Consider the following 14069-nt stretch of genomic DNA (forward strand, 5'->3'; position numbering starts at 1 on the left):
CACGAAATAGTCACTGTTGTTCCGCTTGTCAGCCTAAGTCTGTGATTTAAATTCAAACGCAGGCGCCATGCGAGGCCGAATCGCGGCATTCTGCGGCACAGACAAGTGCAAGCCGGTATTTCCAACACAAGGATCGATGCGGCCATGAGCGTGATGATCAAGGAAAGCCCGATCAGCGAAAAGGACATGATCGCCGAGGCGGAGAAGGCATTGGCCGACATCTCCAGGGTCCGCGACGGCGTCGGCAGGGTCATCTTCGGCCAGGAAGCGGTCGTCGAACGCACGCTGGTGGCGCTCCTGGCCGGCGGCCACGCGCTGCTGGTCGGCGTGCCAGGCCTCGCCAAGACCAAGCTGGTCGAGACGCTGGGCGTCGTGCTCGGTCTCGATTCCCGCCGCATCCAGTTCACCCCCGACCTGATGCCGTCGGACATTCTCGGTTCCGAGGTGATGGAACAGGACGAATTCGGCAAGCGTTCGTTCCGCTTCATTTCGGGGCCGATCTTCGCGCAATTGCTGATGGCCGATGAGATCAATCGCGCCTCGCCGCGCACCCAGTCGGCGCTCCTGCAGGCGATGCAGGAATACCACGTCACCATTGCCGGCGCCCGCCACGACCTGCCGGCGCCCTTCCACGTGCTGGCGACGCAGAACCCGCTGGAGCAGGAAGGCACCTATCCCCTGCCCGAGGCGCAACTCGACCGCTTCCTGATGCAGGTCGACATCCTCTATCCGGAAATCGAGGCGGAACGCCGCATCCTCTTGGAAACCACCGGCGTCGAGGATGCCAAGGCCGCGAACGTGCTGCAGCCGGCGCGGCTGAAGGAGATCCAGACGCTGATCCGCCGCTTGCCGGTGCCGGAAAGCGTCGTCGAGGCGATCCTCAAGCTGGTGCGCTCGGCCCGTCCAGGCCAGGGCCATGCCGAAACCGACAAGCTCGTCGCCTGGGGTCCGGGGCCGCGCGCCAGCCAGGCGCTGACACTGTGCGCCCGCGCTCGCGCGTTGTATGATGGACGGCTTGCACCGTCGGTCGACGACATCCGTGCGTTGGCCGAGCCGGTGCTGCAGCACCGCATGGCGCTGACCTTCGCCGCTCGCGCCGAAGGCACCTCGGTGCGCGACGTGGTGGCGAAACTGGCAAAAGGCATCTGATGGCGCGCATAGGCGAGGTCCAGGCACCGGTGGCGACGCGCGACGCGCTCGCCCGTGGCCGGTTGCGGGCCTCGCTGGTTCCGGACCTCCTGGTCGAGGCGCGCCGCATCGTCAACACCGTGATCGCCGGCTGGCATGGCCGCCGCAAGCGCGGCATCGGCGAGAATTTCTGGCAGTTCCGCCCCTATGTCGAGGGCGATTCCTCGCGCATCGACTGGCGCCGCTCGGCCCGCGACGACCACACCTATGTACGCGACCGCGAATGGGAGGCCGCCCATACGGTATGGCTTTGGGCCGACCCCTCGCCGTCCATGCTCTACAAATCCGCAGGCGCCAGCGTTTCCAAGGAATCGCGCGCGCTGGTGCTGGCGCTCGCCATGGCCGAGCTCCTGTCGCGCAGCGGCGAACGCATTGCCTGGCCGGGCCTCAGCGATCCGTTCACCGCCCGCAACGGCGCCGAACGCATTGCGGCCCACCTCGCCCATGCCGCCGCACTGCCGGCAAAGCCCGACCTTTCCAGCATCCGCCGCTTCTGCGACATCGTCATCGTCAGCGATTTCCTCGATCCGGTCGAAGACACCATGGCCTGGCTCGACGTGCTCGCCCGCCACGGCGTGCGCGCCCATCTGATCGAGGTCGCCGACCCGGCCGAGGAGACCTTCCCCTATGCCGGCCGCACCGAATTCACCGACCCAGAGACCGGCGACAAGCTGACCGCCGGCCGCGCCGAAATGCTGGGCGAAGACTACCGCCTGCTCTACACCGCCCGCCGCCAGGAACTGGCCGGCTGGTGCAAGCGGCTCGGCTGGAGCTTTACCGTGAACCACACTGACCGGCTGGCTTCCGAGGCGCTGGTGCGCATCCACATGGCGATGACCGCTGAAAGCGGTTATGCCGGAAAGATCAGCGCATGAGCTGGCTGCCGCTCTCCTTCGGTGTGCCCATAGTGTTGTGGGGCCTGTTGGCGCTGCCGGTGATCTGGTGGCTGTTGCGGCTCACCCCGCCCAAGCCGCAGACGGAGGTGTTTCCGCCGCTGAAGATACTGGCCCGCGTGCTGAAGCGCGAGGAGACCCCGCATCAGAGCCCCTGGTGGCTGACGCTGCTGAGGCTGCTGATGGCAGCCCTTGTCGTCACAGCCCTTGCCGAACCCGTCTTCAATCCGCGCGAGAAGCTGCCCGCCGAGGGCTCGGCCCTTGCATTGGTCATCGACAATGACTGGGCAAGTGCGGCCGACTGGAGCAAGCGCGTCGCCACCGCGCAGCGCCTGATCGCCGACGCCAGTTCGAATGGCGTGCCTGTCGTCATCGCCTTCACCGCCGAAAAGCCCAACGCCGAGATAGGTCCCTTCGACGCCGCGACCGCGCTCGACCGGCTGCGCGCAGCCAAGCCGCGGCCCATCCCGACCGACCGACCGGCCATCTATGCACGCGTCGCGGCGGCCCTGGAGCGCCTGCCGGGCGCCAGTGTCGCCGTGCTCGCGGATGGACTGGCGGCGCAAGGCGACGAAGCCGCGTTCAACACGCTGCTGTCGAAAAACGCGGCGCGCCTCGTCTGGGCAACGTCCGACAGGCTGTCGCTGACCGGCCTCACGGTCGCCGATAACCAGGTCGACGGCTTTGCGCTCACCGCCATCCGCGCACCAAACGATCCGGCGCCGGCTCAAGTCACCGCCGGTGCCTTCGACGACAAGGGCCGTCGCATCGCCGACGCGACGCTGACCTTCTCGCCGGGCGAATCCACCGCTACCGGGACGATGGCGGTGCCATTCGAGCTGCGCAACGACTTCGCCTCGATCGCGCTCGACGGCGAGCACCAGGCCGGCGCCGTGCGGGTGCTGGACGAAAGCTCCAAGCGCCGCCGCGTCGGGCTGTTGTCGCAGGCCGAGGCCGACCAGGCGCAGCCGCTTTTGTCGCCGCTCTACTATATCCGCCGCGCGCTGCAGCCTTTCGCCGATCTTGTCGAGCCATCGAGTGTCGACCTCGCCGACGCCATACCGCAGCTTCTCGACCAGAAGCCGGCGATGATCGTCATGGCCGATGTCGGCACCATTCCGGAACAGGTGAAGCAGAGGCTGGTCGACTGGGTCGACAAGGGCGGCACACTGGTGCGCTTTGCCGGGTCGAGGCTGGCCGCCGCCGGCAATGACGACGATCTGCTGCCGGTCAGGCTGCGCACCGGCGAACGCTCGATGGGCGGCGCCTTGTCGTGGACGACGCCGCAGCCGGTCACCGAGTTCCCGAAGTCCGGCCCGTTTGCCGACCTCGCGCCGCCGGCCGAGGTCACCGTCACCAGGCAGGTATTGGCCGAGCCGACACCCGACATCGTCGAGCGTACCTGGGCGACGCTTGCCGACGGCACGCCGCTGGTGACCGGGCTGAAGAAGGGCAAGGGCACGCTCGTCCTGTTCCACGTCACGCCCGAGGCAACCTGGTCGAACCTGCCGATATCGGGCAGCTTCGTCGAGATGCTCAGGCGCATCGTGCAGCTGTCGCGCAACCAGGGCGCGGCGATCGCCAACGCCGAAGCCGCCGCCACCTCGCTGGCGCCCTACCGGATGATAGCCGCCGACGGCGAGCTGGTGCCGCCGACCCCGGATGCACGGCCGCTGGTGCCCGGCGCCGGGCCGCTGCCTGTGACGTTCGAGAACCCGCCCGGCCTCTACGGCTCCGAGACCGGCGTCTTCGCCCATAATTTGCTTGAGGCCGACAGCACCTTTGCGCTGCTGGACCGGCCTCAGATTTCGTTGCCGGTCACCACCGTCCAGTACGCTTTCGACGAATCACGCAATCTCAAAGGCGCACTGGTCGCTGCCGCCCTGGTGCTGATGGTGCTCGACACGCTGGCGGTGTTCTGGATGGGCGGGCTGCTGGCGCGCCGGCCGCGCCGCGCCGCCGCAACCACGGCGGCCGCCGTGCTGATAGCGCTGGGCGCGCTCCTTGGCCATGCCGACCTCGCCCGTGCCGACGACGCGAAACCGGGCGATGCCCAGGCGATCGAGGACATCGCGAAGACCCGCATCGCCTATGTGCTGACCGGCGAGCCAGGCGTCGACTCGATCAGCCGCGCCGGTCTCGAAGGCCTGACCCGTTTCCTGATCGAAAAGACCGCGCTCGAACCCGGAGCGCCGGCCGGCGTCGACATCGCGAAGGACGAACTGTCCTTCTACCCGCTGATCTACTGGCCGATCGACCCGGCAGCGCCCATGCCGAGCCAAGCGGCGATCGCGCGTGTCGATGCCTATATGCAGCAGGGCGGCACCGTCCTGTTCGACACTCGCGACCAGTTCGCCAACGGCATCGGCGCCGATTCGACCAGCCCGGCGACGGAGCGGCTGCGCGACATTCTCGGCGATCTCAACGTGCCGCCGCTGGAGCCGGTACCGTCGGATCATGTGCTGACCAAGTCCTTCTTCATCCTGCCCGAGTTTCCCGGCCGCTTCGCCGGCAGTCCGCTCTGGGTCGAGGCCTCGCTCGACGCCAGCAACACCGAGAACCGCCCGGTGCGGGTCGGCGACGGCGTCTCGCCGATCCTGATCACCGCCAATGATTTTGCCGGCGCCTGGGCCGTCGACGAGAATGGCGACCCGCTCCTGCCGACCGTGCCGGCCGACCCGATGCAACGCATCTATGCGCTGCGCGCCGGTGTCAACATCATGATGTACATGCTGACCGGCAACTACAAATCCGACCAGGTGCATGTGCCCGTCCTGCTCGAACGACTGGGGCAGTAAGCCATGAACTGGTCGATCAATTTCGAACCGCTTCTGTCCTGGCCGCTGCTTGCCGCCGTGCTGGCGCCGCTGGTGTTGCTGGCGCTGGTCGGCCTGTGGTTTCGCCAGCGCGGCTCGGTCTTCCGCTTCGCCGCCTTGCTTGCGCTCGGCGCCGCTTTGCTCAATCCTGTCTTCCTCGATGAGGAACGCGAGGCCTTGAAAAGCGTCGTCGCCATCGTCGTCGACCGCAGCCAGAGCCAGGATATCGGCGAGCGCACCAAACAGACCGACGAAACCCTGGCCGGGCTGCAGCAGCGCCTCGGCCGCTTCAAGCAGTTCGACGTGCGCGTCGTCGAGGCGGGCCGGTCCGAGGCTGCCGAGGAGCGTACCGACACCAGGCTGTTCGGCGCGCTCGAAGGCGCATTCCGCGATGTGCCGCCGTCGCGCATCGGCGGCGCCATCATGATCACCGATGGCGAGGTGCATGACGCGCCGGCCGGCGCGCCCGACTTCCATGCGCCGCTGCACGCTTTGATCACCGGCAACGAGCACGAGCAAGACCGCCGCATACGCTTCGAGAATGCGCCGCGCTTCGGCCTCGTCGGCAAGCCGCTCGATATGAGCTACCGCGTCATCGCCTCCGACAATCAAACCGGCCCGGTCGATGTCCGCGTCTCGGTCAATGGCGAGCAAGTGTCGGTCGAGCACGCTACCATCGGCCAGGCGATGCCGCTGCAGGTGACGATCCCGACCGCCGGCCGCAACATCGTCGAGCTCGCCATCGACCCCGTGCCGGGCGAACTGACCGACGCCAACAACCGCGCCATCGCGCTGATCGACGGCATCCGCGAAAATTTGCGCGTGCTGCTCGTTTCCGGCGAGCCGCATGCCGGTGAACGCACCTGGCGCAACCTTTTGAAGTCGGACGCATCGGTCGATCTCGTCCATTTCACCATTCTGCGTCCGCCGGAAAAGCAGGACGGCACGCCGATCAACGAATTGTCGCTGATCGCCTTTCCGACGCGCGAACTGTTCGTCGAGAGGATCAAGGATTTCGACCTCATCATCTTCGACCGCTACCAGCACCGCGACGTGCTGCCGATCCTCTATTACGACTACATCTCCGAATATGTCGAAAAGGGTGGCGCGCTGCTGATCGCCGCGGGGCCTGAATATGCCGGCGAAAGCTCGATCGCCCGCACGCCGCTGATGTCGGCGCTGCCGGCAATGCCGACCGGCGAGGTCGTCGACAAGGCCTTCTACCCGCGCCTGACCGAGCTCGGCCAGCGTCATCCGGTGACGCGCGGGCTCGACGGCTCGGCCACCGATCCGCCGCACTGGAGCCGCTGGTTCCGCACCATCGGCGTCGAGAACCCCGAGGGCGAGGTGGTGATGAAGGGCGCCGACAACCGGCCCCTGCTTCTGCTCGACCGCAAGGGCGAAGGCCGCGTCGGCATGCTTCTGTCCGACCAGGGCTGGCTGTGGGCGCGCGGCTTCGAGGGCGGCGGCCCGCATGTCCAGCTCTATCGCCGCATCGCCCATTGGCTGATGAAGGAGCCCGAACTCGAAGAGGAGCGCCTGACCGCCGACGGGCGCGGCATGACACTGGAAATACGCCGCCAGACGATGAGCGACGACCCCGGCCCGGCGCAGGTGATCACGCCATCGGGCAAGGCGCTGATCGTCAGGCTCGAAAAATCCGAGCCCGGCATTTTCCTCGGCACCGTCCAGACCAGCGAGATCGGCCTCTACCAGGTCGGCAATGGCGACCTCACCGCGCTTGCCCATGTCGGTCCGATCAACGCACCGGAGTTCACCGACGTCATCTCGACCGAGGACCGGCTGAAGGCGCCGGCGGAGGCGACCGGCGGCAGCGTGCGCCGGCTGGCGCCTTCGTCCACTCTCGGCAATCTCACCGGCGGCGTGACGCTGCCTTCGATCGTCCCGGTCCGCTCCACCGGTGCGGCCTCCGGCAACGACTGGATTGGGCTCCGCACCACCGACGACAGCGTGCTGAAGGCCGTCTCGCGCGTGCCGCTCTTCGGCGGCTTCCTCGGCCTCGGCCTGCTGCTTCTGGCGATGGGCTCGATGTGGTACCGCGAGGGGCGGTAACGCTCTTCACTCTTCCGGTTCGGTCGTGAACAGCAGCGGGTAGCCCTTGGCCTTGCCGGCGTCGGTGGCCCGCGTCGCCTTGGTCTCAGCGACGTCTCTGGTGAAGACGGCGACGACACATACGCCTCGCCGGTGCGCGGTGATCATCACCCGTTGCGCCTGGTCTTCGCTCAATTTGAACTCGCCCTTGAGCACGGTCACCACGAACTCGCGCGGGGTGAAATCGTCGTTGATGAGGATGACCTTGTAGAGCTTCGGCCGTTCGGTCTTCGGCAGCGTCTTGGTGCGCGGTGTGGTGGTGGTTTCAGGCATCGGAAACCCAGGAAATTTCGCCTTCACTTTGTCACGGGCGAAAGCGGTCGTCCATTTTCGATCGGCCAAACGGCAGTGCGATCTCTGACAAATCTATGTGGGTCGCTGTGGCGGGCCGTTCAACGGCCATGCCGGCCGAACATGCGCCGCGGCGGGATCTGCCGCACCGTCCCGACAGATGGCGGACGGGAACGCGTATCGGGTGCATCGACCCGGCGCTCCATCCAGGCTGCGACCGGCCAGGCGATGAAGCAGATAAGCACCGTGCCGGTAAGCACGATGAGCAGCCAGGTTTGCCCGGGCGTGATGTAGTCCCAGTCGGTGGATATTTTCGGCGCGAACAGCGACGGCTCGGTCCGTCCGCTGGCGGGGTCCGGCACCGGGCTGGCGGAGAGCAGGATCAACACCTTGGCCACTCCGCTGACCACCAGGCCGCCGATGACCATTGAGCGCAAAATGGACGAAAGCCGCTTCATGCGGATTGTCCTACAGGGCCGGCATTGCGATCGGGTTAAAGGATCGCCGGCCGTTGAACCAGTTTGGCATGCCGGGATCGGACGTCACCGGTATTCCGGCTCGATCCAGGCCGCTCCAGCCGAATTCCGGCTGGAGCGGCCTTGTCAGGAGAGCTGGCTGTTGCCAGGCCTGGATCAGGACTTCTTGGCTGCCTTCGGCGCCTTCTTGACCGGGCACTTGTGCGTCTTGGTCACTTTGCAGGCCTTGACGGTCTTCTTGGCAGTGACCTTCTTCGGAGCAGCCTTGGCAGGCGCAGCCGCCGGCGCGGTGGTCGAAGCAGCGGGAGCAACGGTCGTGGTCGCGGCTGCGTTGCCGAGAGCCGGCATCGAGAAGGCGAGAGCAACAGCGAGACCGAGGGCGGAGAGGAGGGACTTGTTCATGGCTTCATTTCCTTTTTATGCGGGTCGGGGTTTGAGCGTCACTGAACCGGGTCGTTCGGTGTCACTCCAAGCAGCTTCAAAGCGTTTGCGAGCATCCGGATGCCCTGTGCCTGCTTCTTGTTGGCGCAGAACCGGGTTCCCTTTCTTTGCAGTGCTTTCGCCGCGGTGACCTGCGTTGCCGCGGCATGGGTTTCGAGGGCTTCGTCAACCTGACGGTTGAGGTCGCTGCAGCGCTCGGCCCGGGTGATCGGCGCCACCTTTGCATCGGAGGTTCCGACCGCGGCCGTGACGAGCGAAATGCCGAGCAACGCACCCATCAAGCTGATCGTGAACCTATGCATTGGTCTTGTCCGTTACTCCGGAGACTTGCGTCGCAGCCGATGACCTGACCGCCACGACACCGTTATGCCCTTGAATTTTTTCGTGAGTTTTTCCGGACTATAGAAATTTGTTTCTGGATTGTTTCTGCCGAATCCGCCTTGGGCTGTGCTATCGCCACTGGCCAACATATGGCCCGAATTCTATCGTGTGGGAGAGGATCGAATGACCGCTTGGCCACCAGCAATGACAGGGTTCCCGTGAAATCCGACGCACACATACTGATCGTCGACGACGACAAGGGCATACGCGACCTGCTTCAGGAGTTCTTGCAGAAGCGGGGCCTGCACACGACCGTTGCCGCCGACGGCGTCGAGATGGAGGCCATCCTGCGCCGCATGCAGGTCGATCTCATCGTTCTCGACGTGATGCTGCCCGGCAAGAGCGGGCTGGAGCTTTGCCGCGAACTGCGCGCCAACCACACGACGCCGATCATCATGCTGACGGCCGTCACCGAGACGACCGACCGTGTCGTCGGCCTCGAGATGGGCGCCGACGACTATGTGCCGAAACCCTTCGATCCGCATGAGCTCCTGGCCCGCATCCGCGCCGTGCTGAGGCGCAACGGCGCCGCCGAGCCGCGCCGCCCGACAACCAAGCAGATCTACCACTTCGCCGGCTGGACGATGGATTGCTCGCGCCGCCGCCTGACGGCGCCCGGCGATGTCAGGGTCGAGCTGACGATGGCGGAGTTCAACCTCCTGCAGACCTTCGTCAAAAGCGCGCAACGCGTGCTCACCCGCGACCAGCTCATCGAGCTCTCGGGCGGCGATACCGGCTACAGTTTCGACCGCAGCGTCGACATCCTGGTCAGCCGGCTGCGGCGCAAGATGGAAGACGATCCCAAGACGCCGAAACTGATCCTGACCGTGCGCAGCGGCGGCTATCAGTTCCTGCCCGAAACGACCTCCGAATGAGACGCTTCCTGCCGCAGACCCTGCCTGTCTGGGTGCTGCTCATCGTCATTGCCGGCCTGCTGATCAGCCAGATCGCTACACTGTACATCGTCGCACGTGACCGCGACGCCGCCAACGACGTGGTCGATCTCTACCGCCTCAACGACCGCGCCTTCTCGCTGGTGCAACTGATGCACGATGCGACGCCCGAAGAACGCAAGGCGACCGCGTCGGGACTGTTCAACGCCACCTACGCGCTGACCGTTTCGGACACGCCCGCCGTCACCTCCTCGATCGCCGGCGACGACGAACTCGCCGAACTGGAGGACATCCTCGTCGGGCGTCTGACCAAATTCGGCGTCACCGACGCACGCGTGCGGCGCGATCCGGCAACGCGCGAGTCAGATGCTCCTGGCGGCGCGATCATGAACAAGGACGTCGGCCAGGTGGAACGCGACCTTCTGGTGCTGGCGGCGGATTTCGCCCAGAGCGACAAGCTGACAGCCTCGCTGCGCTTCGCCGACGGGCAGTGGCTGAATTTCACCGAGCCGATCACGCCGGTAGGCCCGATATTGAGCTTCGACAGCCTGCCGCTCTATGCACTGATTGCCGGGCTGGTGGTGGTGATGTCGATCTGGTCGCTGCGCCGGCTGACCGCGCCCTACCGGATGATGGAAACCGCCGTGACGCGCATCGGCCACGATTTGAAGAGCCCGCCGATCGCCGAGTCGGGCAGCCGCGAGATCCGCGCCGCGGCCAAGGCGGTCAACGCCATGCAGCTCAGGCTACGCGACTATGTCGAGGATCGCGAACACCTCGCGGCAGCACTTGCGCACGATCTGCGCACGCCGCTGACCCGGATGCGGCTGCGTCTCGAACTGCTGCGCAAATCGCCGGCCCGCGCGGCACTGGCGCATGACCTCGCCGACATCGAGAGCATTGCCAGCTCGGTGATCGACTTTGCCAAGTTCGAGGTGACGGAGGAGAAGGCCGAACGCATTGATTTCTGGTCGCTGGTGGAGGCGGTCGCCGACGGCTTCGAGGAGGTCTCGTTCGACCACGACGGTACACGGCCGCGCGGCCTGATCTGCATGGCCCGGCCGGTAGCACTGAAGCGCTGCGTCACCAACCTCGTCCAGAATGCCGTGACCTACGGCAAGAAGGCGCATCTCAGCCTTGAGCGGTCGCAGGACACAATCACGCTCACCATCCGCGACGAGGGTCCCGGCATTCCGCAGGCCCAACTCGACACGGTGTTCGGCTCCTTCGTTCGCATCGAGCAATCGCGCAACCGCCAGACCGGCGGCCTCGGTCTTGGCCTGACCATTGCCCGCAACATCGCGCGTGCCGCCGGCGGCGAGGTCAGCCTCTCCAACCATCCCGGCGGCGGCCTGCTGACGGAACTGCGCCTGCCGCTGGCAGCATGAGTCAGGAGGCGGCGGCCTGATCGGCACCGGGACTGGATCAGTCTCGCGATCCTTGTGATATTGCCGCCCGATCCGGCACCACAGCGCCGCGCGCCCTCTTGGACACGCAAGGGACGCTGTAGAACTTGATTTGAGGAGACCGTCCCATGTTCTACGCCATCCTTGCCTATCACGTCGAACAGACCGTCCAGTCCTGGACGCCTGAGGAGGACGCGGCGCTGATGGAAGACCTGCTCGAGATCAACGCCAGGCTGACCCGCGACGGCAAACTTGGGCCGGCGGCAAGATTGGGCGGGACCGCCGAGGCCGTTACACTGCGCGGTCCGGGCGACGGCGTGGTTATCGACGGTCCCTTCGCCGAGACCAAGGAGCAGTTGCTGGGGCTCTACGTTCTTGACTGTGACAGCCAAGACGAGGCGATTGCAACAGCGCGCGACCTCAGGCGCGTCAATCCCACTGCCGTCTACGAGATCCGACCGATCATGCTTTATCTCCCCGGCGCCCCACTGGCTACCGGCGCGAAGTGAGAAGGGCCTGCAAGCCAATTCCAGAAGGTGCCCATAGCAGGGGTCACCGCAGCGAACTGCGCTCGGCGATGCGGCCGCGGGCTGCGACGTCGGCGGGAGCTTCATCGGCCGGATAGCCGAAGTCCTTCAGTTCCGATATCGACAGGCCGGCCAAAGCCCTGCGCTGCATGGCATCCTGATACCGGCGCCGAAGCCCGGCGACGACGGTCGTGACATGGGCGCCCAGCGTGCCGGCAAAACGGGAGGTCGGCTGGAAGGTCCTGAGGCTGATATAGGTCATTGTCATTCCCCTGTTTCGAACTCACGAGGGCAATGTCCCACCAGCGCGCTTTGCCAATGTTCATCCAGGCGTGAAACCGCAGGAAAAACCGCGAATGGAAGCGCTAAATCGTCGTTAAGTTGACGACGGGACGTGATATTCTATCGGAGGCTGTTTGACGGGGGTCGGGGTGCATATCCGATTGCTTGGCGACATCGAGGTTGCCTCTGCGGGCGGGCAACCCCTGCATTTCGCGACGCGCAAGACGTCGTTGCTCTTTGCCGCGCTCGTTCTGGCTGGCCCCAAGGGCCTTCGCCGCGAGCGGGTGGCGGCGATGCTGTGGGCCGGCAGCGGCGAGCAGCAGGCCCGGAATAGCCTGCGCCAGGCCCTGGTCGACATCAGGCGGCTCTTTCCGTCCACCGGCGACGAGACCATTCGCATCGAAGGTAATGCCGACACCATCTGGCTGGCGGCGAATGCCGATGAAGCCGACATCTGGATTTTTGACCAGAAGATTCAGGCCGATGACGGCGCGAGCCTCGCGGCAGCGGCCGACTTCTACCGGGGCGACCTGCTCGACGGGCTGTCATTCCCACACGAGATCGACGAGTGGCTTGCGCCGCTTCGGGCCAGCTACACCCGCAAGGCGCTGGACCTGGTCGAGCGGCTAAGCCTGTTGCCGGAACTGGGTTCGCGCGAGGAACAGGCCTGTGAAAGACTGGCCGAACGGCTGGTGACTCTCGACCCATGCGCCGAGCAGGCCCACCGCGCCCTGATCCGCATCTTCCGCCACCGCGGCAAGACCAACGATGCCTTCCGCCAGTTCCTGGCCTGCAAGGAAGCGCTGAAGCGTGAGCTCGGAGTCGAGCCCGAAGAGGCGACGCGGGGGCTGGTGGAAAGCATCGAAGCGCCCAGCATGGGCCGTCTGAAGGCGCCCATAGCCGACGGCGGCCCGCCTGAAGTCGGAGTTTCCCACCTGGAAGCGAAGGCGGAGCCGACGCGCCCTACCGTTTCTGTGCCGGAAAAGCCGTCGATCGCGGTCCTGCCGTTCCAGAACATGAGCGGCGACGCCGAGCAGGACTATTTCACCGACGGCGTGGTCGAGGAGATCACAACGGCGCTATCGCATGTGAGCTGGCTGTTCGTGATCGCGCGGAACTCCGCCTTCGCCTACAAGGGCCAGGCGGTCGACGTCACGCGCGTAGCGCGGGAACTCGGTGTGCGTTACGTGCTGGAGGGCAGCGTCCGCAAGGCCGGCAGCCGGCTGCGTGTGGCAGGCCAACTCATCGAGGCCGCGGCAGGGGTGAGTCTCTGGGCCGACCGCTTCGAAGGCGGCGTCTCGGAGGTTTTCGAATTGCAAGACCTCGTCGCCTCCAGCGTCATCGGCGCGATTTCGCCCAAGCTCGAACAGGCAGAGATGGCGCGCGCCAAGCGCAAACCCACCGAAAGTCTCGACGCCTATGACCACTATTTGCGCGGCATGGCGAGCCTTTACCGCTGGACCAGGGAGGGGCTGGAGGCGGCGCTCCCGCAGTTCTACAAGGCCATCGAGCTGGACCCCGATTTTGCCGCCGCGAAGGGCGCTGCGGCCTGGTGCTATTTCTGGCGGATGGCGAACGGCTGGATGACGGACCGGCAGAACGAGACAGCCGAGGTCTCCCGACTTGTCGGCAATGTCGCCATTGCCAGCCAGGACGACGCGGTGGCTCTCGCCTTCAGTGGCCTGGCGCTGGGCTATGTCATCGGCGACTACGAGGCCGGCTCGGCACTGTCCGACCGCGCTCTCGTGCTGAACCCGAACTGCGCTGCCGCCTGGAGCGCCAGCGGCTGCCTCAAGGCCTGCCACGACGACCCGGACATCGCCATCGAGCACCTGTCGCGGGCAAGACGGCTAAGCCCGCTCGATCCAATGACCTTCTTCATGCAGTGCTTCACCGCATTCGCTCATTTCGTGGCCGGCCGCTACGATGCCGCCTGGCCAATTGCCGAGGCGGCTTCCCGCGCGCAGCCATATTATCTCACCGGCATGCGCGTCGCGGCCGCCAGCAACGCTATGGCCGGCAGGCTGGATGCCGCGAGCGGGCATATCGCACGCTCACTGCGGCTCGATCCCGAACTGACGCTTTCCAACCTCAAGCATCGCGTGGGGCAGATCAGGCCGGACTATTTCGCCAGATATGCCGAGGCGCTGCGGCTGGCCGGCCTGCCGGAATGACATGATCTTGGCCGTGCTACCTTCAATCCGGCAGCAGCCTCGATTTCTTTCCAATGCGCAGCGTTCGCGCACCGGCAGGTCGAGATCCGCGCGGCGGGTGCGATGATTGGTGATCGCCACCCCTGAGGGAATGCCGGCCACGCACTGTGGTGTCGGAAGGCGCTGCGATGCCTTCCTCACCTGAATATC

13 protein-coding genes are annotated in these 14069 nt (G+C 65.8%); 8 read left to right on the plus strand and 5 right to left on the minus strand.

Annotated elements, in window-relative coordinates; genetic code table 11:
• Positions 1-144 precede the first annotated feature (144 nt).
• From A6B35_RS26635 to A6B35_RS26650, 4 genes are read left to right on the plus strand one after another with little or no spacing between them, the layout of a single operon-like run.
• Entirely contained in the window at positions 145-1149 is a 1005-nt protein-coding gene (locus A6B35_RS26635) for an AAA family ATPase (protein WP_006202586.1), read from the plus strand.
• Positions 1149-2063 carry a DUF58 domain-containing protein gene (locus tag A6B35_RS26640; protein WP_006202587.1) on the plus strand — a complete coding sequence of 305 codons (915 nt, stop codon included), beginning with the start codon at positions 1149-1151 and terminating at the stop codon, positions 2061-2063. The genes A6B35_RS26635 and A6B35_RS26640 overlap by 1 nt, the downstream gene beginning before the upstream one ends.
• Entirely contained in the window at positions 2060-4879 is a 2820-nt protein-coding gene (locus A6B35_RS26645) for a DUF4159 domain-containing protein (protein ID WP_006202589.1), read from the plus strand. Before A6B35_RS26640 ends, A6B35_RS26645 begins: the two co-directional genes overlap by 4 nt.
• Positions 4880-4882: 3 nt before the next feature.
• Positions 4883-6970 carry a hypothetical protein gene (locus A6B35_RS26650; protein ID WP_006202590.1) on the plus strand — a complete coding sequence of 696 codons (2088 nt, stop codon included), beginning with the start codon at positions 4883-4885 and terminating at the stop codon, positions 6968-6970.
• Between the two features lie 6 nt (positions 6971-6976).
• On the opposite strand, the gene clpS is transcribed toward A6B35_RS26650, so the two are convergent.
• From clpS to A6B35_RS26670, 4 genes are all read right to left on the minus strand, one after another.
• Entirely contained in the window at positions 6977-7282 is a 306-nt protein-coding gene (clpS, locus tag A6B35_RS26655) for an ATP-dependent Clp protease adapter ClpS (RefSeq protein WP_040582863.1), read from the minus strand.
• A gap of 119 nt (positions 7283-7401) precedes the next feature.
• A complete protein-coding gene (locus A6B35_RS26660; RefSeq protein ID WP_006202592.1) occupies positions 7402-7758 on the minus strand; it encodes a hypothetical protein in 357 nt (118 codons plus the stop codon).
• A 174-nt stretch (positions 7759-7932) separates the two neighbouring features.
• The gene (locus tag A6B35_RS26665; RefSeq protein WP_006202593.1) at positions 7933-8178 is read right to left on the minus strand and encodes a hypothetical protein; all 246 of its coding nucleotides are present in this window, start codon (positions 8176-8178) and stop codon (positions 7933-7935) included.
• Between the two features lie 38 nt (positions 8179-8216).
• Entirely contained in the window at positions 8217-8519 is a 303-nt protein-coding gene (locus A6B35_RS26670; protein ID WP_006202594.1) for a hypothetical protein, read from the minus strand.
• A gap of 237 nt (positions 8520-8756) precedes the next feature.
• Between A6B35_RS26670 and A6B35_RS26675 the strand changes: the two genes are divergently transcribed.
• The 3 genes from A6B35_RS26675 to A6B35_RS26685 all read left to right on the plus strand — a co-directional run bounded on the left by A6B35_RS26675 (position 8757) and on the right by A6B35_RS26685 (position 11406).
• Positions 8757-9473 (plus strand): response regulator, encoded by a 717-nt coding sequence (locus A6B35_RS26675; protein ID WP_040582875.1) that lies wholly within the window; start codon positions 8757-8759, stop codon positions 9471-9473.
• Complete coding sequence (locus A6B35_RS26680) at positions 9470-10879, plus strand: ATP-binding protein (protein WP_065518287.1); 1410 nt, start codon at positions 9470-9472, stop codon at positions 10877-10879. The genes A6B35_RS26675 and A6B35_RS26680 overlap by 4 nt, the downstream gene beginning before the upstream one ends.
• A gap of 146 nt (positions 10880-11025) precedes the next feature.
• On the plus strand, positions 11026-11406 hold the full coding sequence (locus A6B35_RS26685) for a YciI family protein (protein ID WP_006202458.1): 381 nt from the start codon (positions 11026-11028) through the stop codon (positions 11404-11406).
• Between the two features lie 43 nt (positions 11407-11449).
• On the opposite strand, the gene A6B35_RS26690 is transcribed toward A6B35_RS26685, so the two are convergent.
• The gene (locus A6B35_RS26690) at positions 11450-11686 is read right to left on the minus strand and encodes a hypothetical protein (protein WP_065518288.1); all 237 of its coding nucleotides are present in this window, start codon (positions 11684-11686) and stop codon (positions 11450-11452) included.
• A 169-nt stretch (positions 11687-11855) separates the two neighbouring features.
• Here A6B35_RS26690 and A6B35_RS26695 point away from each other — a divergent pair, with 169 nt between their 5' ends.
• Positions 11856-13880 (plus strand): BTAD domain-containing putative transcriptional regulator, encoded by a 2025-nt coding sequence (locus A6B35_RS26695; RefSeq protein WP_006202456.1) that lies wholly within the window; start codon positions 11856-11858, stop codon positions 13878-13880.
• The last annotated feature ends 189 nt before the right edge of the window (positions 13881-14069 follow it).

The organism is Mesorhizobium amorphae CCNWGS0123, from assembly GCF_001686985.1.
Classification (GTDB): Bacteria; Pseudomonadota; Alphaproteobacteria; order Rhizobiales; family Rhizobiaceae; genus Mesorhizobium; species Mesorhizobium amorphae.

Bases quoted from the DNA above. Each gene is read 5' to 3' on its own strand.
- A6B35_RS26685 (WP_006202458.1), top strand. From the start codon at position 11,026: ATGTTCTACGCCATCCTTGCCTATCACGTCGAACAGACCGTCCAGTCC.
- A6B35_RS26670 (WP_006202594.1), bottom strand. From the start codon at position 8,519: ATGCATAGGTTCACGATCAGCTTGATGGGTGCGTTGCTCGGCATTTCG.
- clpS (WP_040582863.1), bottom strand. From the start codon at position 7,282: ATGCCTGAAACCACCACCACACCGCGCACCAAGACGCTGCCGAAGACC.
- A6B35_RS26660 (WP_006202592.1), bottom strand. From the start codon at position 7,758: ATGAAGCGGCTTTCGTCCATTTTGCGCTCAATGGTCATCGGCGGCCTG.
- A6B35_RS26650 (WP_006202590.1), top strand. From the start codon at position 4,883: ATGAACTGGTCGATCAATTTCGAACCGCTTCTGTCCTGGCCGCTGCTT.
- A6B35_RS26680 (WP_065518287.1), top strand. From the start codon at position 9,470: ATGAGACGCTTCCTGCCGCAGACCCTGCCTGTCTGGGTGCTGCTCATC.
- A6B35_RS26645 (WP_006202589.1), top strand. From the start codon at position 2,060: ATGAGCTGGCTGCCGCTCTCCTTCGGTGTGCCCATAGTGTTGTGGGGC.
- A6B35_RS26665 (WP_006202593.1), bottom strand. From the start codon at position 8,178: ATGAACAAGTCCCTCCTCTCCGCCCTCGGTCTCGCTGTTGCTCTCGCC.
- A6B35_RS26640 (WP_006202587.1), top strand. From the start codon at position 1,149: ATGGCGCGCATAGGCGAGGTCCAGGCACCGGTGGCGACGCGCGACGCG.
- A6B35_RS26690 (WP_065518288.1), bottom strand. From the start codon at position 11,686: ATGACCTATATCAGCCTCAGGACCTTCCAGCCGACCTCCCGTTTTGCC.
- A6B35_RS26635 (WP_006202586.1), top strand. From the start codon at position 145: ATGAGCGTGATGATCAAGGAAAGCCCGATCAGCGAAAAGGACATGATC.